This is a genomic window from Allomuricauda sp. ARW1Y1 (assembly GCF_013407935.1).
Lineage (GTDB): Bacteria > Bacteroidota > Bacteroidia > Flavobacteriales > Flavobacteriaceae > Flagellimonas.
Genome location: NZ_JACBZU010000001.1, coordinates 243872 through 267987 on the forward strand (window position 1 = coordinate 243872; position 24116 = coordinate 267987).

General features: G+C 44.2%; 22 protein-coding genes. 9 read left to right on the plus strand and 13 right to left on the minus strand.

What is annotated here, in order from left to right; genetic code table 11:
• Positions 1 to 154: 154 nt before the first annotated feature.
• Together GGE08_RS01040 and uvrC are read right to left on the minus strand one after the other, a co-directional pair.
• Positions 155 to 2425: a patatin-like phospholipase family protein gene (locus tag GGE08_RS01040; RefSeq protein ID WP_179383063.1), complete on the minus strand. Its 2271-nt coding sequence runs from the start codon at positions 2423 to 2425 to the stop codon at positions 155 to 157.
• 3 nt (positions 2426 to 2428) lie between these two features.
• Complete coding sequence (uvrC, locus tag GGE08_RS01045; RefSeq protein ID WP_179383064.1) at positions 2429 to 4222, minus strand: excinuclease ABC subunit UvrC; 1794 nt, start codon at positions 4220 to 4222, stop codon at positions 2429 to 2431.
• A gap of 484 nt (positions 4223 to 4706) precedes the next feature.
• On the opposite strand from uvrC, the gene GGE08_RS01050 reads away from it, so the two are divergent.
• A complete protein-coding gene (locus GGE08_RS01050; protein ID WP_179383065.1) occupies positions 4707 to 5270 on the plus strand; it encodes a 5-formyltetrahydrofolate cyclo-ligase in 564 nt (187 codons plus the stop codon).
• On the opposite strand, the gene GGE08_RS01055 is transcribed toward GGE08_RS01050, so the two are convergent.
• The 4 genes from GGE08_RS01055 to ileS all read right to left on the minus strand — a co-directional run bounded on the left by GGE08_RS01055 (position 5258) and on the right by ileS (position 10383).
• The gene (locus GGE08_RS01055; RefSeq protein WP_179383066.1) at positions 5258 to 5911 is read right to left on the minus strand and encodes a lipoprotein signal peptidase; all 654 of its coding nucleotides are present in this window, start codon (positions 5909 to 5911) and stop codon (positions 5258 to 5260) included. The two genes, GGE08_RS01050 and GGE08_RS01055, sit on opposite strands and share 13 nt — an antisense overlap.
• A gap of 34 nt (positions 5912 to 5945) precedes the next feature.
• Entirely contained in the window at positions 5946 to 6506 is a 561-nt protein-coding gene (locus GGE08_RS01060) for a hypothetical protein (RefSeq protein WP_257023928.1), read from the minus strand.
• Positions 6507 to 6593: 87 nt separating this feature from the next.
• Positions 6594 to 6977 carry a TraR/DksA family transcriptional regulator gene (locus GGE08_RS01065; protein WP_179383068.1) on the minus strand — a complete coding sequence of 128 codons (384 nt, stop codon included), beginning with the start codon at positions 6975 to 6977 and terminating at the stop codon, positions 6594 to 6596.
• A 4-nt stretch (positions 6978 to 6981) separates the two neighbouring features.
• Positions 6982 to 10383, minus strand: coding sequence for an isoleucine--tRNA ligase (ileS, locus tag GGE08_RS01070; RefSeq protein ID WP_179383069.1), 3402 nt, complete (start codon positions 10381 to 10383; stop codon positions 6982 to 6984).
• Between the two features lie 180 nt (positions 10384 to 10563).
• Here ileS and GGE08_RS01075 point away from each other — a divergent pair, with 180 nt between their 5' ends.
• A complete protein-coding gene (locus GGE08_RS01075; protein ID WP_179383070.1) occupies positions 10564 to 10878 on the plus strand; it encodes a hypothetical protein in 315 nt (104 codons plus the stop codon).
• A 51-nt stretch (positions 10879 to 10929) separates the two neighbouring features.
• On the opposite strand, the gene GGE08_RS01080 is transcribed toward GGE08_RS01075, so the two are convergent.
• The 4 genes from GGE08_RS01080 to GGE08_RS01095 form a co-directional block, all read right to left on the minus strand.
• Positions 10930 to 13350 carry a TonB-dependent receptor gene (locus GGE08_RS01080; RefSeq protein WP_179383071.1) on the minus strand — a complete coding sequence of 807 codons (2421 nt, stop codon included), beginning with the start codon at positions 13348 to 13350 and terminating at the stop codon, positions 10930 to 10932.
• 2 nt (positions 13351 to 13352) lie between these two features.
• Positions 13353 to 14072, minus strand: a complete 720-nt coding sequence (recO, locus tag GGE08_RS01085; RefSeq protein WP_179383072.1) for a DNA repair protein RecO — start codon at positions 14070 to 14072, stop codon at positions 13353 to 13355.
• Positions 14073 to 14161: 89 nt separating this feature from the next.
• Positions 14162 to 15517 (minus strand): NADP-specific glutamate dehydrogenase, encoded by a 1356-nt coding sequence (gene gdhA, locus GGE08_RS01090; RefSeq protein WP_218847484.1) that lies wholly within the window; start codon positions 15515 to 15517, stop codon positions 14162 to 14164.
• Positions 15518 to 15646: 129 nt separating this feature from the next.
• Positions 15647 to 16801 (minus strand): cystathionine gamma-synthase, encoded by a 1155-nt coding sequence (locus tag GGE08_RS01095; protein WP_179383073.1) that lies wholly within the window; start codon positions 16799 to 16801, stop codon positions 15647 to 15649.
• 73 nt (positions 16802 to 16874) lie between these two features.
• Between GGE08_RS01095 and GGE08_RS01100 the strand changes: the two genes are divergently transcribed.
• Entirely contained in the window at positions 16875 to 17615 is a 741-nt protein-coding gene (locus GGE08_RS01100) for a DUF3298 and DUF4163 domain-containing protein (RefSeq protein ID WP_179383074.1), read from the plus strand.
• 15 nt (positions 17616 to 17630) lie between these two features.
• Here GGE08_RS01100 and GGE08_RS01105 read toward each other — a convergent pair whose 3' ends face one another.
• Positions 17631 to 18182, minus strand: a complete 552-nt coding sequence (locus tag GGE08_RS01105; protein WP_179383075.1) for a conjugal transfer protein TraO — start codon at positions 18180 to 18182, stop codon at positions 17631 to 17633.
• 82 nt (positions 18183 to 18264) lie between these two features.
• Positions 18265 to 18729, minus strand: coding sequence for a DinB family protein (locus GGE08_RS01110; protein WP_179383076.1), 465 nt, complete (start codon positions 18727 to 18729; stop codon positions 18265 to 18267).
• A gap of 192 nt (positions 18730 to 18921) precedes the next feature.
• On the opposite strand from GGE08_RS01110, the gene GGE08_RS01115 reads away from it, so the two are divergent.
• Both GGE08_RS01115 and GGE08_RS01120 read left to right on the plus strand, forming a co-directional pair.
• Positions 18922 to 19272 carry an arsenate reductase family protein gene (locus GGE08_RS01115; RefSeq protein WP_179383077.1) on the plus strand — a complete coding sequence of 117 codons (351 nt, stop codon included), beginning with the start codon at positions 18922 to 18924 and terminating at the stop codon, positions 19270 to 19272.
• Entirely contained in the window at positions 19272 to 20183 is a 912-nt protein-coding gene (locus tag GGE08_RS01120; protein WP_179383078.1) for a DMT family transporter, read from the plus strand. Before GGE08_RS01115 ends, GGE08_RS01120 begins: the two co-directional genes overlap by 1 nt.
• Positions 20184 to 20189: 6 nt before the next feature.
• On the opposite strand, the gene GGE08_RS01125 is transcribed toward GGE08_RS01120, so the two are convergent.
• Entirely contained in the window at positions 20190 to 20672 is a 483-nt protein-coding gene (locus GGE08_RS01125; RefSeq protein WP_179383079.1) for an acyl-CoA thioesterase, read from the minus strand.
• A 116-nt stretch (positions 20673 to 20788) separates the two neighbouring features.
• On the opposite strand from GGE08_RS01125, the gene GGE08_RS01130 reads away from it, so the two are divergent.
• From GGE08_RS01130 to GGE08_RS01145, 4 genes are all read left to right on the plus strand, one after another.
• Positions 20789 to 21766: an NAD(P)H-dependent flavin oxidoreductase gene (locus GGE08_RS01130; RefSeq protein ID WP_179383080.1), complete on the plus strand. Its 978-nt coding sequence runs from the start codon at positions 20789 to 20791 to the stop codon at positions 21764 to 21766.
• A 3-nt stretch (positions 21767 to 21769) separates the two neighbouring features.
• The gene (locus GGE08_RS01135) at positions 21770 to 22729 is read left to right on the plus strand and encodes a YheT family hydrolase (protein ID WP_179383081.1); all 960 of its coding nucleotides are present in this window, start codon (positions 21770 to 21772) and stop codon (positions 22727 to 22729) included.
• A 110-nt stretch (positions 22730 to 22839) separates the two neighbouring features.
• The gene (locus GGE08_RS01140; RefSeq protein WP_179383082.1) at positions 22840 to 23319 is read left to right on the plus strand and encodes a c-type cytochrome; all 480 of its coding nucleotides are present in this window, start codon (positions 22840 to 22842) and stop codon (positions 23317 to 23319) included.
• Positions 23320 to 23406: 87 nt separating this feature from the next.
• The gene (locus GGE08_RS01145; protein ID WP_179383083.1) at positions 23407 to 24114 is read left to right on the plus strand and encodes a membrane or secreted protein; all 708 of its coding nucleotides are present in this window, start codon (positions 23407 to 23409) and stop codon (positions 24112 to 24114) included.
• The last annotated feature ends 2 nt before the right edge of the window (positions 24115 to 24116 follow it).

Genomic DNA, 24116 nt, shown 5'->3' on the forward strand with positions numbered 1-24116 from the left:
AACCACCCCTTATGTGGGTCAAAGATACGGCAAGCTTTTTCAGAAAAAAGTGATTTTAACGGACTTTAACTAAACCCCTAAGATATTGATTGGTTTTAGCTGATTTTTTGGCAAACTATTAAGAGAACCCTAGGGTTTGATCATGTGATTTGTACTAGAACCAATACCCTACACTGAAGAAAACGTTGCTCGAATCAATTTCAGGAGACCACGAGTAAAACACTTGGATGGGGCCTAAAAAAGATTCAAATCCGTAACCTATGCCATAGCCAGAAAAACTGGGCTCTTCAAACCACTCCCCTGTCCGGAAAAGATCATCTGCTACGTTGGCATAATTTGCCGTGAACAAGGCATGGTGCTTGGGCGCAAAACGGTAATCCAACCGTCCTAATCCCTTGATATAGCTATTGCCGGGCAAACTCAGAAAATCGTACCCAAAGAATGGTATAAAATTGTTCACAAAATCGTTTCCATAACCTCCCAACACAAAATCAAAGGAAGCCACTTGGGATGTTCCTAGCTTAAACCCTGTGTCTGCTTCCAAAGTAACGCTCAAATTGTGGATTGGGGAGAACACGCCGCCAAACTTTCCCTTGGCCACGGCAAATTCGGAGAAGTTATCGTTGTAATCAGAAGAAAACGCATAAAAATGAAAATCCCCATCAAATAGTAGTCCCTTCGTCGGAAAATATTTATCATCGTAGGTATCCAGTTTTATTTGGGAGTAGGCGCTAAAATAGTTGGAGTTTTCAAAATTGGTTCTTTGATTTCCGGATGTGGCGACTTCCAACTCTGCATTCTCTTCCAACTGTCCCAACGTTCTTGTGCTATAGTTCAAAAACTTGTGTTCCGCACCAATGGTAAAGGCAAATTCTTCCTTTATAAACGTTTGAAGGTATACTTGGTTGGTAAGGTCGGTAACATCCAGATTTATCCGTTGGATGCTGGGGTCGTTGAGCACATCAAAATTTCCCTGTATCAATGAAAAATCGGTTTCCGTGTCAAAATCCGTTAACGTGGAATTGACCCCAAAGCTCCAATAGTACCCCTTGTCCAAATAATATTGCATGTTGTACCGAATATGGTCTCCCAGAATAAAATCGAAAGAGGCTACATCGTCCTTCATTAAAAAGTTCTTTTTGGTGAGGTTGATCAAAGCGGCACTTTTATAAAGATCATCATAGTGTGCCGACATTTTGATGAACATTTTGGTGGGATCCTCTTTTAGTTTCAAAATCAAGTCCGTACCCAGTCCGTTGGAAATAAGATCATACCGAATGGCCATAAAATTTCCGGTGGCCGAAAGATTGTTGATACCTTGTCGAAGGTCATCGAATGAAATTTTTTCCGCCAGATTGAAGCGTAGTTTTCCCTTGATGTAGCCACGGGTATATTGTTCGTTTCCTTCAATGATCATACGGTTGATCGTTAAGCTATCCACCAGTTGTATCCTTTTTCTGTGAGGGGGCGTACCCTTTTGGCTCTGGGCAATTTGAAGGAGTTCATCCATTCTTTTTCTGGCAGCTGCCTCTCCGTTCTTCACGATTTGACCGCCTTTTTCGAAATCGATTACCGAAAATTCGTCAATTTCCGGCCGAATGTATACATCCGTTTCCTTCGATTTCTTTTTCATATCGTTCACCGTGCGGTAATTATTGATCTGCAGCAAAATTTCGGTGGCAGAGGAAAGTGATTCCCTTGTTACCAAATCGTGTTGTACATCCACCCCAATGATCAAATCCGCTCCCATTTCCCGAACTTGACCTATGGGATAATTGTTCACCACCCCGCCATCGATCAATATTTGCCCATCGATTTCCGCAGGTTCAAAAAGGGAAGGAAAGGTTCCACTGGCCACTATGGCTTCGGGAAGATAGCCGTTGTCCAACACTATCTCTTCGCCAGTCTCCACATTAGTGGCAATGCACACAAATGGGATGGGCAGTTTTTTGAAATCCTCCACATCCTTCACATGGTAAAGCAATTGGACCAACAGATTATAAATGTTCTGCCCACCAGAAATGGCCTGCGGAAAGGACACCTTAAAGTTCTCAAAGGGCAGCGAAAGAGCATACCGCTCGGAATCCTCCTTCTCGTAAAAGGTCTTTGCGCTACGGGGTACATTGTCCTGGATCAAATCGGTAAAATCGGTGCTCCTAAAAATGGAATCCAATTGTGCAGCGGAATACCCAGAGGCATACAGTGCCCCGACAATAGCGCCCATACTGGTGCCGCCAATGTAGTCCACCTTGATTCCAGCCTCCTCGATCACCTTTAAAACTCCGATGTGTGCGAGGCCCTTGGCGCCTCCACCGCTCAAAACAAGGCCCACCTTGGGCGGTTTGCTTTCCGAAATGTCCTGTGCCCAACCTGACCAGCCGAGCAAGGCAAAACATATAGATAGATAGATGGCCTTGTTCCGCATAATTTAGGTGTGAAAAGTTTTATAGATTTTCTTTGCCTTGGATGCCCCAACGCTTTCCGTCAATTTTTCAATGCTTGCCTCCTTGATTCGTTTGACCGATTTAAAGCTCTTGAGCAACTGCTCGGCCGTTTTTTCACCAATTCCTTCAATATTGACCAATTCGGAGCTGATGGCACCCTTGCTTCGTTTGTTCCGGTGATGGGTTATTCCAAACCGGTGCGCTTCGTTTCGGAGCTGTTGGATTATTTTGAGGGATTCCGACCTTTTGTCCAAATACAAGGGAACCGGGTCGTCCGGAAAATAAATTTCTTCCAGTCGCTTCGCAATCCCGATAATGGCTATTTTCCCCCTTAAGCCTAATACTTCCAAGCTTTTTAAGGCAGATGATAATTGCCCTTTGCCCCCATCAATCACGATCAGTTGCGGCAGGGGTTCTTCCTCATTGAGCAATCGCTTGTACCTTCGGAAGACCACTTCTTCCATACTGGCAAAATCGTCCGGCCCTTCTACGCTTTTGATATTGAAGTGGCGATAATCCTTTTTCGAAGGTTTGCCATCCTTAAAAACTACACAGGCCGCTACGGGGTTGCTTCCCTGTATATTGGAGTTGTCAAAGCATTCGATGTGACGAGGTTCCTCGGATAACCGTAAATCCGCCTTCATCTGCTGCATGATCCGATTGGTATGCCTGTCCGGATCGGTGATCTTGATTTGTTTTAGTCTATCCTGCCTGTAGTATCTGGCATTACGCTCTGATAGGTCCAGAATGCGGCGTTTATCACCCAACTTTGGGAGCGTGATCTTCAAATCTTCCTCTACGGTAACAGCAAATGGGAGGTAGACCTCTTTGGATTGCGATTTGAACCGCTGCCGGATTTCCGTAATTGCCAATTGGAGCAACTCTTCGTCCGTTTCTTCCAGTTTCTTTTTGATTTCCAAGGTGTGCGATCGAACAATAGCTCCATGCGAAATCTGTAAAAAGTTGATGTAGGCATGGGTCTTGTCCGAAATAATGGAGAACACATCCACATTGTTGATCTTTGGGTTGACCACGGTGGATTTGGCTTGATAGTTCTCCAGCACATCGATTTTATCCTTGACCCGTTGCGCCTTTTCGAACTCCATCTCCTCTGCAAATGACTTCATTTGCTGCTTGAAGTTTTGAATGGAGCTTTTAAAGTTTCCTTTTATGATTTGCCGAATCGCTTCGATTTGATCGTGATAGTCTTTCTCACTCTGCAGACCTTCGCACGGTCCTGCGCAATTTCCCAAGTGATAGTCCAAACAAACCTTATATTTTCCAGCTTCTATTTTTTCTTCTGACAGGTCGTAGTTACAGGTGCGCAGCGGGTAAAGGCTCTTCACCAAGTCCAAGAGGGTACGTACCGTTTTCATGCTCGTGTACGGGCCATAATATTCCGAGCCGTCCTTGATGAGCTTGCGTGTGGAAAAGACACGGGGAAACCGTTCGTTTTTGATACATATCCAAGGGTAGGACTTATCGTCCTTGAGCAGCACATTGTAGCGGGGCAACAGTTTTTTGATCAGGTTGTTCTCCAACAACAACGCATCCGACTCGGTGGGCACCACAATGTGTTTTATGGAACGGATTTTTTTGACGAGCACCCGGGTTTTCCCATAGTCCTGTTTTTTGTTGAAGTAAGAGGATACCCTCTTCTTCAAATTTTTGGCCTTCCCCACATACAATATCTTTCCATCGGCATCATAAAACTGATACACGCCTGGATTATCGGGAAGGGCGCTTAATTGAACTTGTAAGGATGCCGATTTGGACATAGGAGTTCCGTAAAATGAGCTTTTTTTGACGTTTTAACAAAGTTATATTTTAATTGCAGTGATAATTGTTAAACTTGATCAATTCCTGTTTTGAGTTCATATTTGCACATTCTGATCTGACGGATGGCCCAAAACTCCATAAAACCAATAGGTTAACCCATATATTCCCTCAAACAAAAAACTAGGGTTTTTCCCTAAAAAACTATGGAAAACCTATAATTCCATGTTAAGTTAAGGGAACAATCTGTTAAACTGTTGCTAAAAATTGTGCATTTCATCGATAAAATCTGCATTTCATGGTAAACTTTCCATTTGTTTTACTTACATTTAACCATATAAATACAATCCTATGGAAAACTATATCATCGTTTTGGGAATGTACTTGATTTTGATGCTTTTCTTCAAAATCTTCTTCTCCGTGGCAACAAAAGGAGAGTAGTAATTTCGTTCCCCTAAAAGAACCCCAAAATTCTGCATCATTTAGATGTTGAAAAGTGAACTTAGAAAAAAATACAACCGCCTCAGAACAGAACTTTCAACGGAGCAATCTTCCGATTTAAGTTTGGTTTTGACCAATCATATCCTTCAAATCCCAATTTGGGATTTTTTTTATTTCCATATATTTCTGAGTATCGAAGAAAAGAAGGAAGTAGACACCTTGCCCCTGATTACATTATTACAAGGAAAAGATAAAAATATCGTGGTCCCTAAGGTCGCGAGCAAGACCGCCATGGCCAATTATTTACTCACCGATACTACTACCCTAAAGAAAAGTGCTTGGGGCGTTCCTGAGCCTGTGGAAGGTATCGAGGTCCCCGAAAACAAGATTGATGTGGTTTTTGTGCCGCTAATGGCTTTTGACACTTTGGGCAACCGTGTGGGATACGGTGCTGGTTTTTATGATGGGTTTTTAAGGAAATGCCACAAGGAAACCATTAAAATAGGACTTTCACTCTTCGAAGCGGAACAGGAGCCCATTACGGACGTGCATGAAAATGACGTGAAATTGGATTATTGCGTAACCCCTGAACGGATTTACACATTCTGATTACCAGAATCCTCTTTTTTTTCTTCTTCCTGCTTCGGAAATGCCTTTTTGTTGAACACAATCAAAATACCCACCCCTGTGCTAATCGCCGTGTCCGCGATATTGAAAACAGGTTCGAAAAAGCGGAAACTCCTTCCACCCAACGAAGGCACCCAATCTGGCCAGGTGGTATCTACCAGCGGAAAGTAAAGCATGTCCACCACTTTGCCATGGAACAGGCTTCCGTAGGGTTCCTCTGCAAATAAGGTCGCTACTTGTCCGTTGCTGTGGTCAAAAATGATTCCGTAGAATACCGAGTCTATAATATTTCCAACAGCTCCGGCAAAAATCAAGGATACCGCCAAAATTAAAGTACGCGGTGACTGCTTTTTAATGATATCCCACAACCAATAACCGATGCCAAAAACCGCAAAAATTCGGAATATGGTCAAAACCAATTTTCCCGCCCTTTCGGAAATAGGTAATAGATCGCTCAATTTGGTGCCCCAAGCTGCCCCTTCGTTCTCAATAAACAGTATTTTGAACCAACTGAACACTTCATGGGCCTCGCCCAGAATAAAACTGGTCTTAATGTAGATTTTACTGATCTGGTCCACCAAAAGGATCAGAAAGATTATGAGAAGGGACTTTTTCAGGTTCATGCTTGTACTAAAAAGGATTGCAAAAATATGGATATTATTTTGTTTTCTTGAGGATGATGTCGCCTTCTATGGTCTTCAGCACAAATTGATTATCCCCCGAGGGAATCGACTCCTTGCTTAGATTGCCATATACACTCTCCGCAACAATATTCCCGCTCGCAGTCGAAAGCACAATATCCCCTTTTTGCGTGGTCACTTGAACGGATTCGGAAATGTTTTCCAAGGTGCAGCGCCCATCCGAAAGGGCAACGTTAAGTTCGCGGTATGCTCCAGAGGCGTACAAATTGGTATTGGTCCCGAATACATCAACGCTTTTATACGCTGGCACGGTCACTTCCAGGGCAATGGAAACCACTTTGTGCGCGCTCAGTTTGTCATTGGGGTTGGTAAAAAGTGGCTGAAAATCGGCACTGATCATGGCAGTGGTGCCACTTTGTTCAATGGAAATAAGCAAGTCTTTGGCATACTCGCCTTCCATGCTTGCATAAACCTGAACCTCATCTGAATCGGTGGTTTTCAGGTCGATTCGGTAACAGTATTGGGCATCAATTTGAATGGTCTCCGTTCGGGGACCGATAAAGGCTTTCCTTACCAATTTTTGCGCGTGAACTGTCACGAGCGTAAAAAAAACCATCAAAAACAACAACGCCCTCATAAAGAAAAACGCCCGAAGGCGTTTGGATTATTTCTGCATGTTCTTCGCCTCGATGCTCAATGTAGCATGCGGCACAAGCTTCAAACGCTCCTTGTTAATGAGCTTTCCGGTAACTCGGCAAATACCATACGTCTTGTTCTCAATACGCAACAAGGCATTCTTAAGGTCTCGGATAAACTTTTCCTGGCGGATGGCCAATTGGGTATTCGCTTCCTTGCTCATGGTTTCGGAGCCTTCCTCAAAAGCCTTAAAGGTAGGCGAGGTGTCGTCGGTACCGTTGTTGCCATCGTTCATGTAAGAACTTTTCAAAAGCTCCAAATGCTTTTTGGCCTTCTCCATTTTTTCCTCGATCAAGACCCTGAACTCGGCAAGGTCTTTGTCGGAGTATCTTACTTTTGCTTCTTCTGCCATTTTCTTAATGTTTTTGAATAAACAATTTTGTGTTCACCTCATCAAAGGAGATTGCTACACCTTCTTCAAGTTTTTCCTCAAAGTTGAGCTCAGCGGTCAGGGTTTCCGTTTTGATGTAGTCCACATTACTGGAAACCGCATTTTCCACTAGGCCGTCTTTCAATATTTTAATGTCAATTTTATCGGTTACTTCAAAACCTGATTCTTTTCTCAAGTTTTGGATACGGTTGACCAATTCCCTTGCAATCCCTTCTTTTTTAAGGGTTTCATCGATGGTTACGTCCAATGCTACGGTCAAAGGGCCTGAGCTGGCCACCAACCAACCTTCAATATCCTGGGAACTGATCTCTACATCGGTTAACTGTAAATTAACGGTTTTATTTTCCAACTGTAGCATTAATTCTCCCTCGCGCTCCATTTTTTGGATATCCTCTTGGCCCAAGGCGGATACTTGGGCTGCAATCGCTTTCATGTCCTTACCAAATTTCGGGCCCAATACCTTAAAGTTGGGTTTAATTTGCTTTACCAGCACTCCAGAAGCATCGTCCAACATCGCTATCTCCTTCACGTTTACTTCGGATTTTACCAAATTGGAAACGGCCTCGATATCCCTTCTTTGCTCTTCATCAAGCACAGGAATCATAATTTTTTGAAGTGGTTGACGTACTTTTATCTTTTCCTTTTGACGGATAGAAAGCACCAAGGAAGAGATTTTCTGCGCCAATTGCATTTTGCGCTCCAAATCCTTGTTCACCATTTTGGCATCAAAAACTGGGAATTCGGCCAAATGCACACTTTCAAAACCTTCTTTTTGTGTGGTTGCATCCAAATCGCGATACAATTGGTCCATGAAGAAAGGAGCAATAGGAGCGGATAGCTTTGCAACGGTGGTCAAACAGGTGTAAAGCGTTTGATAGGCCGAAATCTTATCTTTTTGATAATCACCTTTCCAGAAACGTCTTCTGCTCAATCGCACATACCAGTTGCTCAGGTTTTCCTGAACGCAATCAGAAATCATTCTGGCGGCACGGGTAGCCTCGTAATCCCCGTAAGCCTCATCCACATTTTTTATCAAGGTATGGAGCTCGGACAAGATCCACTGATCGATCTCAGGTCTTTCGGTTAATGGAACATCGGGCTCTGAATAATCAAATTCATCAATATTGGCGTAAAGTGCCATAAAGGAGTAGGTGTTGTACAGGGTTCCAAAAAACTTTCGCTTCACCTCCACTACGCCTTCAATATCAAACTTGAGGTTGTCCCAAGGGTTGGCGTTGGAAATCATGTACCAACGTGTGGCATCCGGTCCGTGCTCTGGCAATACCTCAAAAGGGTCTACCGCATTGCCCAAACGCTTGGACATTTTTTTGCCTTCCTTGTCCAGTACAAGTCCGTTGGAGACCACATTCTTATAGGCTATGCTATCAAAAACCATGGTGGCTATGGCATGTAGGGTATAGAACCATCCGCGGGTCTGGTCCACTCCCTCGGCGATAAAATTGGCCGGGAAAGCTACACCATCATCAATAAGCTCCCTATTTTCGAAAGGATAGTGCCATTGTGCGTAGGGCATGGAACCACTATCAAACCATACATCGATAAGGTCGGCTTCCCGCTTCATGGGCTGCCCAGACGGGGAAACCAGCGTGATACCGTCCACAATATTCTTGTGCAGGTCGATCTTATCGTAGTTTTCCTCGCTCATATCACCTACCACAAAATCCTCGAATACATCCTTGTCCATTACTCCCGCCTCAACTGCTTTGGCCATTTCTGACTTCAACTCTTCGACGGAACCAACAATCAATTCCTCCTTGCCATCCTCTGTTCTCCAAATCGGCAATGGAATGCCCCAATACCTGGAGCGGGAAAGGTTCCAATCGTTGGCATTGGCCAACCAGTTGCCAAAACGGCCCTCACCTGTGGATTTTGGCTTCCAGTTGATGGATTGGTTCAGTTCGAACATACGGTCCTTGACATCGGTTACCTTAATAAACCATGAGTTCAAGGGGTAGTACAATATCGGTTTGTCCGTACGCCAGCAATTGGGATAGCTGTGCACGTATTTCTCGACCTTAAAGGCCTTGTTTTCTGTTTTTAGTTTGATGGCAATCTCAACATCGACCGACTTTTCGGGAGCTTCGCCCTCATCGTAGTATTCGTTCTTAACGTACTTGCCTCCAAATTCCCGAAGTTCTGGCCTAAACTTCCCTTGAAGGTCCACCAAGGGAACGGGGTTACCGTTTTCGTCCAAGACCAACATGGGAGGAACCTCTGGCGTGGCCTGTTTTGCCACCAAGGCATCATCTGCACCAAAGGTGGGCGCGGTATGAACGATTCCCGTACCGTCTTCCGTGGTTACGAAATCACCGGAAATCACCCTGAATGCGTTTTCTGGGTTTTGGTAGGGCTGTACGTAGTCAATCAGCTGTTCGTACTGGATACCTACCAAGTCTTTCCCAACAAAAGCTTCACCGACCAAATAAGGAATCTTTTTGTCGCTTTCTTGGAACGATTTCAACTCCTCTTCTGTTTCCACTTGGGTAAACTTTCCGGAAAAGTTATAATTCACCAAGTTTTTGGCCAGCACTACATTGATTGGCTCAAATGTATATTGGTTGTACGACCGTACCAACACATACTCAATCTTCGGGCCTACGGTCAATGCGGTGTTCGATGGAAGTGTCCAAGGTGTGGTCGTCCAGGCCAATAAGTAAATATCTCCCTCAACCTTTTTCAAGAAATCGGGCAAAGAATCGGTTTTGGCCTTGAACTGTGCGGTCACCGTGGTATCCGTCACATCCTGATAGGTCCCGGGCTGGTTCAGCTCATGGGAACTCAAACCTGTACCCGCCTTGGGCGAGTAGGGCTGAATGGTGTAGCCTTTGTAGATAAGGCCTTTATCGTATATCTGTTTGAGCAACCACCATACCGATTCCATGTATTTGGACTTGTAGGTGATATAGGGATCATCCATATCTACCCAATAGCCTACTTTCTCGGTCATTTCGTTCCAAACATCCGTGTAGCGCATCACCGCTTTTTTACAAGCAGCATTATAGTCCTCTACGGATATTTTGGTGCCGATATCTTCTTTGGTAATACCAAGTTCTTTTTCCACACCGATTTCCACAGGCAGGCCATGGGTATCCCATCCGGCCTTTCTCTTCACCTGAAATCCTTTCATGGTCTTGTAGCGTGGAAAGATATCCTTAATGGTGCGTGCCATCACGTGGTGGATACCTGGCATCCCGTTTGCGGATGGAGGCCCTTCAAAGAAGACGTAGCTCTCCTTGCCTTCCCTAGTGGAAACGCTCTTCTCAAAAATCTTTTTGTCCTTCCAAAAGTCAAGGATATCCTTCGATACTTTTGGCAAATCCAATCCCTTATATTCCGCAAACTTCATAAACTGCTTCTTCTACTAGAATTCAAGTTTGCAAAATTATAAATTTAAGTGGAATTAAGCCCTGCCTTTTGGCATTAGAATTCACATAATTCCCTTAACCTAAATATGATATGCACCAAATCACCGCTTTACATTAATTTGTTTATATTCCCTTTCTATTAACACATAACCATTAGTAACATGAAAAAAGTATTGATTGCCGCCATGGCATTAACCGTATCGATGTCGGTGATGACGTCTTGTAAGGATACCAAAGACAAGGCTGAAAAGGCCTCAGAGGAAGCCGCCAAAAGCTTGGAAGAGGCAGGTGAAGACCTGGAAAAAGCTGCCAAAGAAACTTCTGATGCCATGAAGAAAGCTGGTGAAGACGCCAAGGAAATGGGCGAAAAGGCCTTGGATAGTCTGAAAAAAGCCGGTGAAGAAACCATGGATGCCGCCGAAAAAGCCGGTGAAGAAATGAAAGAAGCAGCCAAAAAGGCCATTGACAGCATCTAGTTTTTAGAAAATTCAAGAAAGAAGGCTCGGGATTTCCGAGCCTTTATTTTTTCAGAAAACGTAACCCAATCCCAAGATCAGGTTGGTTCCCGGTGCAACGATGCCAGACGAATAGGTCCGGTATCGCTGGTTGGTCATGTTTTCCAAACTTACGGAAGCTTTCAAGGCATTGGTAATTCGGTATTGCGATCTAAAATTAAGGGTATACCAAGATGGTGAATAAGGGTTTCCGTTGGCATCACTTGCGTAAATAAAGGTTTTGCTCTGTTCAGACAGGGCCAAATCATCATTGCTGATTTCTCCATTGTAATTGACAAACACATCGGCTTTCAATTTTTGATTTTCCCAAATTAAGTGGACGTCCCCAAAGGTAGGGGCGGCATGTCGCGATGGGCTGTCGGTACCGTCGTCATCCTCTTCCACGCCTTCCGTCAAAGTAAGGTTTGAAACCAACGAGAAGTGTTCATTGAAAAAGGCTTCCAATCCAAATTCAAAACCATATACATAGGCCTTGGCTGCATTTTGGATGGCCTGCACATTGCTTGGTTCGCCGTTGTATTCGATTTCGGTTTGACCGCCAAAGGAAAAATCCCTTCGTACCAAGGCATCCACCAAATAGGTATAATAGGCTGCGCCTTTCAGCACCAAAATATTATTAAAGTTTTTTCGGAGTCCCAGTTCACCATTATAGGCATACTCTGGCTCCAAATCGGGATTGGGGACTACCACGGAACCCGGTTCGGAATCAAAGATTTTTCCAATATCGTCAATATTCGGGGCCCTAAATCCGGTAGATCCATTTAAAGTTACTTGTAAATCTTCACGCGGGAACCAACTCATACCCAAACTTCCAGTTAAGGCACCGGTAACAATATCCGCCTTATCAAAAGGAAATGGGTAAAATGTGGTATCGAAAGTGGCATCGACCCAAACCTGACTATAGCGTACCCCGGATAAGAGGGAAAGATTGGGCTTTAGGCGGTATTCTGCATTCACGTAACCGGCCAAGGTCTGCCAAGTGGACCCATCTGGATATCTGGATGCTGTTTCCTGTACTTCGTTGGTTTCTATGTTTCGAACCCTTCCTACGGAGTTGACCTTATTAAATACGTATTCGGCGCCATAATATAAATTGAGGGCTCCAATTTTTTTGTTTTCAAAATCCAAGTTAACGGACAAGGCATCCACTTTTTCCTTTGTTGAGTAAAGTTCTGGATCTTGAAAACCCCTATCATTTCGGCTCTCCTCAAAAAACTGATAGGCGGTGGTTAGTTTGACCCCATCATAAAACTTGTTCTTTCCTTTTCGGGTTACCTGAAAATTTCCCATAAACCATTTTTGGGGGCCATAATACCACTCGGCCGAGCGAAGGCCCTCTCCATCCCTACTTGGCCGAATCAACCTGTCATATCTATCATAATCAGAGGTTTCGGAATAGTACAATCCCAAATCATAGTTCCAAGTGCTATTGGGCTTGTAGGTAAACTTTTGAAGGAAATTGACCTGATCATAGCCGGAACTGACCTGCTTTTTGGGGTCCTCATTGGCCACCAGCACATCGGTTCCATTCTGTCGTACCACATAATTGGGCCTCAAATAGGAGTCGGGACCATGTTCGCCCATCTTTAAATCGTCAAAACTATTGTAGGTAAAACTGGTATAGGAAGCCCATTTTTCCTTACCCAGATTAAAATCCACATGCGCCGTGTTTTCGTTATTGGCTGATGAATAGCGGTAATCGATATTTCCTGAAAGAGCCAAACTATCCGTAAAGGAAAAACGGGGTTGTTGGGTATAAAAATTCATGACGCCACCAATGGCATCACTACCATAGATCACGGAACCGGGACCAAAGGTCACCTCTGTTTTTTTGATGGTGAAAGGGTCGATGGATATCACATTTTGAAGATTCCCTCCCCTAAAAATGGCATTGTTCATGCGAACCCCATCTACCGAAAGCAAAATACGGTTGGTGGCAAAACCCCGAATCATAGGGCTACCTCCACCCAATTGGCTCTTTTGCACAAAGATTTTTCCGCTATTTTGTAAGAGGTCCGCAGAAGTTTGAGGCGTTCCAAAAGCAATGTTACGCGCATCGATGGTCTCCACCTTTTGAGGAATATCCTTTTTCTGCTGTTCCCATTTGGAAACGGACATGACCACTTCTTGAAGTTCCTCCGTCTTTAAGTTCAGGTAAACCCGATAACCACGACGTTCTATTTGGGCCTTTGTTGTAGTGTGCGTCTGATAGCTGATATGCTTGAAGGTAATCTTTTCATCTAAATCAAAAATGGCAAGGTTGGCTTTTCCATCTACATCGGTTATAGTCGATTTGCTCTGATCTTTATTGAAAATGGCAATATTGTCCACAGGAACACCATTATCGGCATCCAACACAGTAACGTCTTGGGCATAAAAAATATGAGCGAACAAGAAAAGAACTAGGGTAAAGGTTGATTTTAGGTGTGGCATTTTTACGAAAAAACGGCATTTAATACGGCGAGGGACTTTGGTTCGCGGAATCCATGCACGTGCAATCGGTAATACTGGATCATTGTTTTCAAGAGTTCCCGCCTGTTTGACTTAGTTAGTTGTATTCTTTGTAATGCATCAAAATTCGTGCCCAAAAACTTCTTGAAATGCTCCAGATTTTCATTCTGAATCAAGGGGTTAAGTGAAGGGGTTTCGCAGAAGCTGCCCTCCAAAAGGTCGAAAAAAGGCGAGTTTTGGTCTGAGGTATCCGGATAAAAACCCAAATATTTGGTGAGATTCAGCAAAAAGAGAATATGAAAATTGGGCGAGAGCTGATGAACGTCCATCCATTGCAAAGCGTATTCCAAATAATTGAAAAGGCCTTCGTCCTGCTCCTGTTCCTGGATGCTATTACCGAGCATTTCCGCCAAAAAAAGCACCACACTGTTTTTCACCACATCGGTATGCATAGTGCGATAAGGCACCGAAACCTTAACATCGCGCAAACTTTCCAAGCTGCCTTTGTTCCTGTGGTTGGCCACAATTTCCAGTTGTGTCAAAGGCATAAAATAAGCCGCTCGAATCTTTGCTTTTTTGGAGGCTAGCACCCCTTTGAGCAAATACGACTTTACACCGTCCGATTGTGTGAATGCACGAACAATGAGACTGGTGTCCCCATATTTTAGGGTGGAAAGTACGATGGCTTTTGTTGTGATTTGCATGGGCCAATAAAAAAGCAGTTACCAGAAGTGTAAATGTAACCACTCCTTCCGGTAACTGCCAACCAAAAACCATTCGCGATGGTTTATATTTAAATCACGCCTTGGGCCAACATGGCATCGGCCACTTTTACAAAGCCGGCAATGTTCGCTCCTTTTACGTAATTACAGTATCCATTTTCCTCTTGTCCGTATTGTACACAGGCATCATGAATGTCGGACATGATTCCTTTCAATCGCTTGTCCACCTCTTCCCTGGTCCAGCTGATTCGCAACGAGTTCTGGCTCATCTCCAATCCAGAAGTGGCCACACCACCCGCGTTGGATGCTTTACCAGGCGCGAACAAAATCTCCGCATCGTGGAACGCATGTATGGCTTCGGGCGTTGAGGGCATGTTGGCTCCTTCGGCCACCGCGATACATCCATTTTTGATCAAAGTTTTAGCGTCGTCTCCGTTCAGTTCATTTTGGGTAGCACATGGCAATGCGATATCGCAGGCCACTTTCCAAGGTGTTTCTCCTTTATGGAATTCTGCGGATGGATATTTATCAACATACTCGGAGATTCTACCTCGTTTGTTGTTCTTCAGGTCCATCACAAAAGCCAATTTCTCCTCGTTGATACCGTCCTTGTCGTAAATGTAACCTCCAGAATCGGAAAGCGTTAGGACAATTCCTCCCAAATGCAATACTTTTTCTGCAGCATATTGGGCCACGTTACCCGAACCTGAAATCACAACTTTCTTGCCTTCAAAGGTTTCGTTCTTGGTTTTTAGCATGCTATCGGCAAAGTATACGGTTCCGTAACCTGTTGCCTCGGGACGAATCAACGAACCTCCCCAAGAAAGACCTTTACCGGTCAATACCCCGGTGAATTCATTTCGTATTTTCTTGTACATCCCAAAAAGGAAACCAATTTCACGGGCACCTACACCGATATCTCCTGCGGGAATATCCGTGTTAGGACCAATGTGTCGGCATAGCTCCGTCATAAACGCATGGCAAAAACGCATGATCTCGTCGTCGGATTTACCTTTCGGGTCAAAATCGGAACCTCCTTTACCACCTCCCATGGGAAGAGTGGTCAAACTATTTTTGAACACCTGCTCAAAAGCCAGGAACTTAAGCACGCTTGCATTTACGGTAGGGTGAAAGCGCAGACCTCCTTTGTACGGTCCAATGGCTGAGTTCATTTGAATACGGTAGCCACGGTTGACGTGGATTTCTCCGTTATCATCAACCCAAGCCACACGAAACGAAATCAATCGCTCTGGCTCCACCATTCTCAACAGAATGTTTTTACCATGATAAATGTCGTGCTGAACAATATAAGGTATCACTGTTTCGGCTACCTCTTGCACGGCTTGGATGAATTCGGGCTCATGTCCATTTCTGGAAATCACCTCATCCATAAACACTTTTACTTTATCTTCTATTTTTTCTTCCATATAAAGGCTAGGATTAGTTGTCTTTCCGCTAAACGAAAAGCACTATTTTATAGATTTATGAATTTGAAGGCAAAATTATGGTATTTCAATAATTTGAATATTTATTTTTTATAAATTTTTCAAAAAATATTATTTCAAGGCTTGCTCTAGATCCGCAGTCAAATCTTCTACATCTTCAATGCCCACGCTCAACCTGATGAGCGCATCCACAACACCCTTTTTTTCACGCTCTTCCTTTGGAATGCTTCCGTGCGACATGCTTGCAGGATGCCCCACCAAACTTTCCACACCGCCCAACGATTCGGCCAAGGTGAATATTCTAAGTTTTTCCACAATTTGTATAGCATCCTCATATTTTCCTCCTTTGGGCACAAAGGAAATCATGCCCCCAAAACCGGACATTTGCGCTTTGGCCACTTTATGCTGCGGGTGATGTTCAAAGCCTGGCCAGTATACGGTATCAATTTTAGGATGATTCTCCAAATAATGGGCCACCAATTCCCCATTCTCACAATGTCGTTGCATGCGCACATGTAGCGTTTTGATGCCCCGTAAGGTCAAGAAACTATCCATGGGCCCACAAATGGCACCACTTGATTTTTGAATAAAATAGAGTCGGTTCGCCAAGGTTTTCTCATTGACCACCAAGGCTCCGACCACCACATCGCTATGACCGGCTAAATATTTGGTAGCGGAATGCATCACCATATCAGCTCCAAGCTCCAAAGGACGTTGCAGGTAAGGTGTGGCAAAGGTGTTATCTACCGCCAAAAGCAGCTTGTTGGCCTCGGTGATTTCCGAAACCGCCTTGATATCCACAATATTCATCAGTGGATTGGTAGGGGTTTCTACCCAAATCAACTTGGTTTTGGCATTGATGTGCCCAGACAATTCATCCATGTCAACCATGTCCGAAAACCGAAATTTGATGCCAAATTTCTCATAGATTCCCTTGAACAAGCGATAACTGCCCCCATAAAGGTCGCTGGTACAAATCACCTCATCGCCGGGCCCCAAAAGCTTCATCACCGCGTCAATGGCTGCCATTCCACTGCCAAAAGCCATTCCAAACTTACCATTTTCCAGGCTCGCCACTGCATTCTCCAGAGCAGTTCGTGTTGGGTTGGCCCCTCTTGAATATTCGTATCCTTTATGACCTCCTGGTGTGGGTTGTGCGTAGGTGGACGTTTGGTAAATCGGCGGCATCACAGCGCCATACGCTGCATCCGGCTGCTGCCCACCATGAATGGCCTTGCTATTGAACTTTAATTCTTTTTTGCCCATGTTGCAACTATCTTCATACAAATGTATCGTTATCTTTCCGAAGTATTATTTTTGATGACCCAAAACCTCAATCATGAAAAAATATCTTGCTTGCTTCTTTTCCTTTGGCCTTTTAATCAGTTGCCAAACAGAGAGCAAACTTACCTTTGAGCCCACCGAACTGCTTGGTGAAAACTGTGTGGATTGCCCTCAAATCGTGGTTCAAATTCCAAATGCTTTGGACGGCTCCGCGGTTTCGGAAGCTATCAATAGATCTGTTCAAGAAGAAATTATCAGTATTTTGTCTTTTACGGATGATGAGGAAATCGATAACGTCAACAAAGCACTAGAATCTTTTACCGATAGTTACAAGGAGCTCAAGACCAAATTCCCGGACGAGGTACCATGGGAGGCCAAAATAGAGGGCGAAGTGGTGTACGAAGATGAAAATTTGGTCACACTCAAACTGAATTCGTATTCCTTTACCGGTGGTGCACATGGCTATGCCTCCACCACCTATCTTAATTTTGACAAAAAATCTGGAAAAGAGCTGGAAAACAACCAACTTTTTGATGATTTTGAAGGCTTTATCGAATTTGCGGAGACCCAATTCCGCAAACAAGAAGAAATACCACAGGACCAAAACATCAATGCTACCGGATTTATGTTCGAAGGGGACAGTTTTCATTTGCCCAACAACATCGGGTACACCACCGAGGGCCTGCAGCTCATCTATAACCAATACGAAGTAGCGTCGTATGCGGATGGCCCCATAAGCTTGGTTTTACCCTACACTTACATCAACCCCTTTTTAAAAAATAAGGTTGAACGCTGATCGCTTTTCCTGATATCATTTAAAATAATAACGGAGCCCGGCACCCAACAAAAGCGTGGTATCATTCAGGTCGCTATTGAAATGATAATATCCGTTGATGGGAACAATCAAAGAAAACGCATCTGAAACAAAGAAGTCCATTTCAAACGAAGCGTAGGCACCATAAATAAAACTGCTTTCTGCCTCAACGGCATCAAAGGGGAATTCGGTCTCCCCATTGTTGATGTGCTTGTATCCTACGGATGGCCCACCTCCAAAATAAAAGGAAATACCCCGATTGGGAGAGGTCAACACCGTTGTAAAATATCCTAGATTGAACCAATAGTCGTTATACGGGAACTCTACCCCGGCATTGGGCCTTTCTTTGGAAAAGGTGGCCACTAGGGATACCTGAACAAAATCTGTATCATTGTGGTAGTGGTTCGAATTGAGCTGAATACCGTAACCGTCGGTCTTGTAGGTAGGTACCGCTCCAATGGACAAATAACTTCTTTGGGAATAGCCCTGCTCGCATACCAAGATAAACAGCATACAAAAGAGCCCCAAGCATACATGGTAGTGTTTCATTTGGATTAAGATTTGGGTTCTTAAAACAAATATAATCGATTTCCCGAGGGTTTGCTTTCCCTTAAAAAAATTTCAGGAAAAGCTAGTTGCGGGCCAACGCCTTTTTCAGTGCCAGGATGGCACCAAGGTGCAATCCCTCATGGAAAACATTGAATGACAGGGCATCTTCGGCACTGTTCAACCCAATTTTAGGTGTAGTCATATACTCCTGAAAGTTCTTGAACCTACCGTGCTCGTAATCCAATTGGATGTGCTTTACGGTGCTGAACAAATAGGCGGAAATCTGTTCCATCTCCTTTTCGGTAGCCTCTCCATTAGGGAAAGTGCCCTTTTTATAGTTGTTGATGAGTTCTTCCTCGATGGTAAAATCCAATCCACTCAATTTGTACAACAGCAATTGGGGCGTAACCACCACATGGGCGATGTTCCACCAAATGTTATTGTTAAACCCATCAGGAATCCGGAACAAATCTTCCTTGGGTGTTTTTTTCAAAAATTCGTGGAGTATCATCCTATTCTTCAGGAGAATATCAAAGGTCTTTTCCATAGCTTTTTCTATATAATCACAACGCTCGTTTTCGTAAAACTATGTTTTTAATACGAAACTGCCTACGCTGTTCAGAATTAAACCCCTTCTTTTCCAAATCAACAAAGCGATTAAATCCTGTTGAATTTACCTCTTTGCAATGGGATTTGTTTCATTTTTGACTTCCTTTGTCCATCCAATAATATCATTTTTATGAAAAAGATTTATCATTTGGGCAGCTGTTCCACTTGCCAACGCATATTGAAGGAATTGGAGCCGTTGGACGGAGTTGAACTGCAAGAAATCAAATCAGAAGCCATCACCCCAGAACAGTTGGAACACATGGCAGCATTGAGCGGGAGCTACGAATCCCTGTTCAGCCGCAGAGCCATGCTTTTCCGCCAGCGGGGATTGCATGAAAAGGAGCTTTCCGAAAAGGATTACAGGGACTTGATCTTGGAGCACTACACCTTTTTAAAACGACCTGTAGTCTTGGTCGATGACACCATTTTCGTTGGAAACGCCAAAAAAACAGTAGAAGCCGCCAAAGCGGCGCTGCATTGATGAGCAAAAGAACCTTGGCCATTTTGGCCGCCATAGGCGCCACTGTTATCTACGGGATCAACCACACCGTGGCCAAGGGAGTTATGCCTATGCACGTCCAACCCTTCGGGTTTATCTTTCTTCGTGTAGGCGGGGCAGCCATCCTTTTTTGGTTGATTTCAATTTTGGGTCCAAAGCAAAAAATAGAGAAACGGGATTGGGGCCGTTTGTTCGTTTGTTCCCTTTTGGGAATGAGCATCAATATGCTATCCTTTTTTAAGGGTCTCCAACTATCCACACCTATTAATAGCGCTGTACTTGTAACCATCACCCCTATCATCGTTGTGGTGATTTCCGCTCTGTTTTTACGTGAAAAGATCACGCTCAACAAGGGATTGGGGATTGCTATGGGTTTTGTAGGTGCGCTGGGTCTTATTTTGTTTGGGGCAGAAATACGCCAAGATGCCCCCAACATTCCTTTGGGAAACTCTTTGTTCATTCTTAATGCGACAGCGTACGGTGCCTACTTGGTGGTGGTAAAAAAACTGATTGAAAAATATCACCCATTCACATTGATGAAATGGTTATTTAGTATGGCTTTTATCATCAATTTGCCCATCACCTTACCCGAGGTACTCGAAATTGAATGGTCGACCATGCCTCTTTGGGCTTATGGATCTGTTGCCTTCGTGGTCATCGGCACTACTTTTTTGACCTATCTCTTCAATATTTTTGCCTTGACCGAACTCAAAGCGTCGTCTGTAGGGGCCTTTGTGTATATGCAGCCCTTGGTCGGTATTTTATTTGCGCTTTCCTCTGGCAAGGACCATCTCACCCTGATCAAAATTTTGGCCATGGCTTTTGTCCTAGTAGGTGTCTATTTGGCCAGCAAAAAACCACGAAGAGGCATTAAGCACCCAGAAGAGGCCTAAAAGAAATTATAAAATCTCGATGTCCTTTGGCTTCTGAACGTGCTTCCGTGTATCTTCCTTGGTCAAAATCTTGAAGTCCTCCGTTTTTTCCATGGATTCAAAAGCATTCAAAAACTCCTCGGGCAATCCGGTAAGTTTTCTGTTCTTTAAATCGATCCAGGCTCCCATCATTTCGCAACGCGCAAAGTTTTTCCCGTTGTGGTCGTAAAAATTATGCCTAAACTCAAAGAACATCCCATCCTTGCTCATTCCGGCAAACTCCAAAGAGACCTTGACGGGCATGCCTGGGAAAGCTTCCTTAAAATAATAGACGTGCTCGTAAAAAACCACTGGACCAATATTGTGGGCGGACATACTTTTTTGATTGAACCCCAATAGCCCCAAATAGGCCATTCGTGTGTGGCTCATAAAGTTGATGTAGGCCGAATTCGCCAAATGTCGGTTGGCGTCCGTATCGCTCCACCTGATCTCAAATTCCTTAAAAAACATAAAAGGTTATTTTGTTATGCATGCATAATAATTGTAAAAATACCATAGTTTTGAGAACTGATTCCATTAAGAAGAAGAATTGTTCCTATTTTTAAACATAGTTTAACATGACAACCATGAGCCAAAAAGCTGAATTTATCCAAAACCTGTCCCTACCCGTTATTGCCGCCCCCATGTTCCTTATTTCAGGACCAACATTGGTGGTGGAATGTTGCAAAAATGGAATTGTGGGGACCTTCCCCGCCTTGAACCAACGCACCAGTGAAGGTTTTGAGGAGTGGCTCATCCAAATTAAGTCAGAATTAAAGGCATTTGAGGAGGAAACCGGCAAAAAAGCCGCGCCATTTGGGGTCAACTTGGTGGTTCACCCGACCAATCCGAGATTGGAGGCCGATGTAAAGCTCTGCATCAAACACAAAGTGCCTTTGGTGATTACCTCGCTCGGTGCAGTAAGCCAAGTTGTGGATGCCATTCATAGCTACGGCGGACTGGTCTTTCATGACATCATCAAAAAGCGCCATGCCGAAAAAGCAGCCGAAGCAGGTGTGGACGGGCTTATTTTGGTCTCGGCCGGGGCTGGTGGCCATGCGGGAACCATTAACCCGATGAGTTTGATCGCGGAAGTGAAGAAATTCTATGATAAAACCATTATTCTATCCGGATGCATCAGTAACGGTAGGGATGTCGCTTCGGCACTCCAAATGGGAGCCGACCTAGCCTATATGGGCACAAGGTTCATCAATACGGAGGAAAGCAAGGCCACCGACGACTATCGCAAAATGATCATTGAGGCAGGTGCCAGTGATGTGGTGTACACGGCTGCCATTTCGGGCGTACACGCCAATTTCTTGGCCGCTAGCTTAAAAGCGGCGGGTATTACAGAGGAAGACCTGAAAAAGGATACGAAAATTGACTTTGGTAAGGAACTCGATACCGAGGCCAAGGCTTGGAAAACGATTTGGTCGGCTGGGCAGGGCGTCACCACGATTGACAATGTGCTATCCGTTTCGTCATTGGTCAAAGAGTTAAAATCCGGGTTTAAAACAGCGGTGGAAGAGCAGGCCAAACTGTTAACCACCTATCCAAAGGAGTAACCCATGCCACAGCTGAATTCCGATTATACACCGCCCCTACTTTTTAAAAATGGGCATTTCGCCACGATTTATTCGGGCATTATCCGTTCGGTAAACGGAGTGGTCCAAAAAAGGGAACGGATTACGCTCTCAGATGGTGATTTTCTGGATTTGGACTGGAGCGATTCGGTAACTCAGAAGCAAAAGTTAGTCATATTGCTTCACGGGCTGGAAGGGGATGCCCAGCGCCCCTACATTACCGGAAGTGCCAAAATACTGAACCAAAATGGTTACGACACCTGTGCCGTGAACTATCGGGGATGCAGTGGTGAGCCCAATGTAAAGTATCGCTCCTATCATTCAGGTGCCACAGAGGATTTAATTGAAGTTCTGAACCATATTCTCAACACCAAGAATTATTCGGAAATCTACTTGAAAGGATTCAGCTTGGGCGGCAACCTATTGCTCAAATATTTGGGTGAGGGCAACGATGTTCCTAAAGAAATCAAAGGGGCAGTGGCCGTCTCCGTACCCTGTAACCTTCATGATTCCTGCAAACAGTTGCTCAGCATCAAAAACATAATGTATGCGATTAAATTTAAGGGTAACCTGTTGGGCAAACTACGTCAAAAACAGCACATGTTCCCTGGTAAAATAAGTGACAATGACATCAAAAGCATAAAGACCCTAAAGGATTTTGACGATATTTACACCAGTCAGGCACACGGCTTTGAAGATGCCCTGGACTACTACAAAGAATCGAGCTCCCTGCAATTTTTACCCCATATCCAAGTGCCGAGCCTCATCATCAATGCCAAGGATGATTCCTTTTTGGGTCCTGAGTGTTATCCCATAAAAGAAACCGATAGAAATACCAAATTGTTTCTAGAAATGCCCAGCTATGGCGGACATGTGGGTTTTTGGGGCAAGAACAACATCACCTATACCGAAAAAAGGGCACTGGCTTTTTTTGACTCCATTTGAATGGTCACTCGGTGATTTTCTGAAAGACAAAACAAAAAGCACAAGGATTATTAGTGGCTAATTACCTATCTTAGTAGCTCAGTTTACACATAAACTTCAATAGAATCAGAATGAAAAAAATGGTAATGGTCTTGGCCTTGGGGGCCATGATAGCAAGCTGCGGCGGCAAAAAGGAAGAAAAGAAAGATGGCTTTGAAGTAAGCCGTACCAAAACAGAAGATACCAAAACAGTTGAAAAAGAGGGTGTTCCTGTTGATTTGGACAATAAAGGAGTAGGTCCGATTACGAATATGGAATTCCCAGATGAAATCAATGATGAAATGGCCGCAAGGGGTAAAGCCAAATTTGAGGCTATTTGCGTAGCATGCCACATGGCAGAAAAACGCATGATCGGCCCTGCGCTAAAAGGTGTCTATGAAAGAAGAAGCCCAGAGTGGGTCATGAACATGATCTTGAACCCCGATGGTATGTTGAAGGAAGACCCTATTGCCAAAGCCTTGTTGAAAGAGTACAACAACGCCATTATGCTCAACCAAAACCTTACCGAGGATGAGGCAAGGGATGTTGCCGAGTACTTGAGAACACTTTAAACAAACCAACTCAATTATAGTAGGATAGCTGCTGTTTCTTTCACAAAACAGCAGCTTTTTTTATATCTTACTACAAACTTTTGGAACATGAAAAGACTACTACTTTTTGCTGTTTGTGTAGGGTTTGCGCCCTTGATTTACGCACAAGGACTTCAGGGTGCATGGAGCACTACGGGTTCCGACGACGCAGGATCTGAAGTGGAGCACGTGATAACATTTACAAACGGCTTTTTTTCGGAAGCAATTTTTGAAAAGGCCGATGGAAAATTTGTTGGCACCAAGGGAGGTGAATATGCCCTAAGTGACGGAACAATCGACTTAACTTTTGAATTTTCGACACAAAACCCTGAAATGGTTGGTCAAACCCAATCCCATAGCTATTCCATGGCAAATGATGTGCTGGATCTCCACGACATGACATGGACCCGCGTTGATGATGGGACGCCCGGCGACCTATTTGGTGCATGGTTGATATCAGGCAGAAAACGCGATGGTGAAATTGTGAAACGCGACACTTCCGGACCGCGAAAGACCATGAAAATACTAAGCGGCACCCGTTTTCAGTGGATTGCCTACAACACCGAAACCAAGGAATTTATGGGGACTGGTGGGGGAACCTATACCACCGTTAATGGTACATACACCGAAAATATCGGTTTCTTCTCCCGGGACGACTCCAGGGTCGGCGCAAGTTTGGAGTTCAATTATGAATTGATCGATGGGGATTGGCACCACTCAGGATTAAGTAGTAAGGGAGACCCCATTTATGAGATTTGGAGCTTAAGAAAGCCCTAGAA

Bases quoted from the DNA above. Each gene is read 5' to 3' on its own strand.
- gdhA (WP_218847484.1), bottom strand. From the start codon at position 15,517: ATGGAAGAAAAAATAGAAGATAAAGTAAAAGTGTTTATGGATGAGGTG.
- GGE08_RS01125 (WP_179383079.1), bottom strand. From the start codon at position 20,672: ATGTTTTTTAAGGAATTTGAGATCAGGTGGAGCGATACGGACGCCAAC.
- GGE08_RS01055 (WP_179383066.1), bottom strand. From the start codon at position 5,911: ATGAACCTGAAAAAGTCCCTTCTCATAATCTTTCTGATCCTTTTGGTG.
- GGE08_RS01040 (WP_179383063.1), bottom strand. From the start codon at position 2,425: ATGCGGAACAAGGCCATCTATCTATCTATATGTTTTGCCTTGCTCGGC.
- GGE08_RS01100 (WP_179383074.1), top strand. From the start codon at position 16,875: ATGAAAAAATATCTTGCTTGCTTCTTTTCCTTTGGCCTTTTAATCAGT.
- uvrC (WP_179383064.1), bottom strand. From the start codon at position 4,222: ATGTCCAAATCGGCATCCTTACAAGTTCAATTAAGCGCCCTTCCCGAT.
- GGE08_RS01135 (WP_179383081.1), top strand. From the start codon at position 21,770: ATGCCACAGCTGAATTCCGATTATACACCGCCCCTACTTTTTAAAAAT.
- GGE08_RS01140 (WP_179383082.1), top strand. From the start codon at position 22,840: ATGAAAAAAATGGTAATGGTCTTGGCCTTGGGGGCCATGATAGCAAGC.
- GGE08_RS01115 (WP_179383077.1), top strand. From the start codon at position 18,922: ATGAAAAAGATTTATCATTTGGGCAGCTGTTCCACTTGCCAACGCATA.
- ileS (WP_179383069.1), bottom strand. From the start codon at position 10,383: ATGAAGTTTGCGGAATATAAGGGATTGGATTTGCCAAAAGTATCGAAG.
- GGE08_RS01130 (WP_179383080.1), top strand. From the start codon at position 20,789: ATGAGCCAAAAAGCTGAATTTATCCAAAACCTGTCCCTACCCGTTATT.
- GGE08_RS01075 (WP_179383070.1), top strand. From the start codon at position 10,564: ATGAAAAAAGTATTGATTGCCGCCATGGCATTAACCGTATCGATGTCG.
- GGE08_RS01065 (WP_179383068.1), bottom strand. From the start codon at position 6,977: ATGGCAGAAGAAGCAAAAGTAAGATACTCCGACAAAGACCTTGCCGAG.
- GGE08_RS01050 (WP_179383065.1), top strand. From the start codon at position 4,707: ATGTTGAAAAGTGAACTTAGAAAAAAATACAACCGCCTCAGAACAGAA.
- GGE08_RS01110 (WP_179383076.1), bottom strand. From the start codon at position 18,729: ATGGAAAAGACCTTTGATATTCTCCTGAAGAATAGGATGATACTCCAC.
- GGE08_RS01120 (WP_179383078.1), top strand. From the start codon at position 19,272: ATGAGCAAAAGAACCTTGGCCATTTTGGCCGCCATAGGCGCCACTGTT.
- GGE08_RS01145 (WP_179383083.1), top strand. From the start codon at position 23,407: ATGAAAAGACTACTACTTTTTGCTGTTTGTGTAGGGTTTGCGCCCTTG.
- GGE08_RS01105 (WP_179383075.1), bottom strand. From the start codon at position 18,182: ATGAAACACTACCATGTATGCTTGGGGCTCTTTTGTATGCTGTTTATC.
- recO (WP_179383072.1), bottom strand. From the start codon at position 14,072: ATGCAAATCACAACAAAAGCCATCGTACTTTCCACCCTAAAATATGGG.
- GGE08_RS01080 (WP_179383071.1), bottom strand. From the start codon at position 13,350: ATGCCACACCTAAAATCAACCTTTACCCTAGTTCTTTTCTTGTTCGCT.
- GGE08_RS01095 (WP_179383073.1), bottom strand. From the start codon at position 16,801: ATGGGCAAAAAAGAATTAAAGTTCAATAGCAAGGCCATTCATGGTGGG.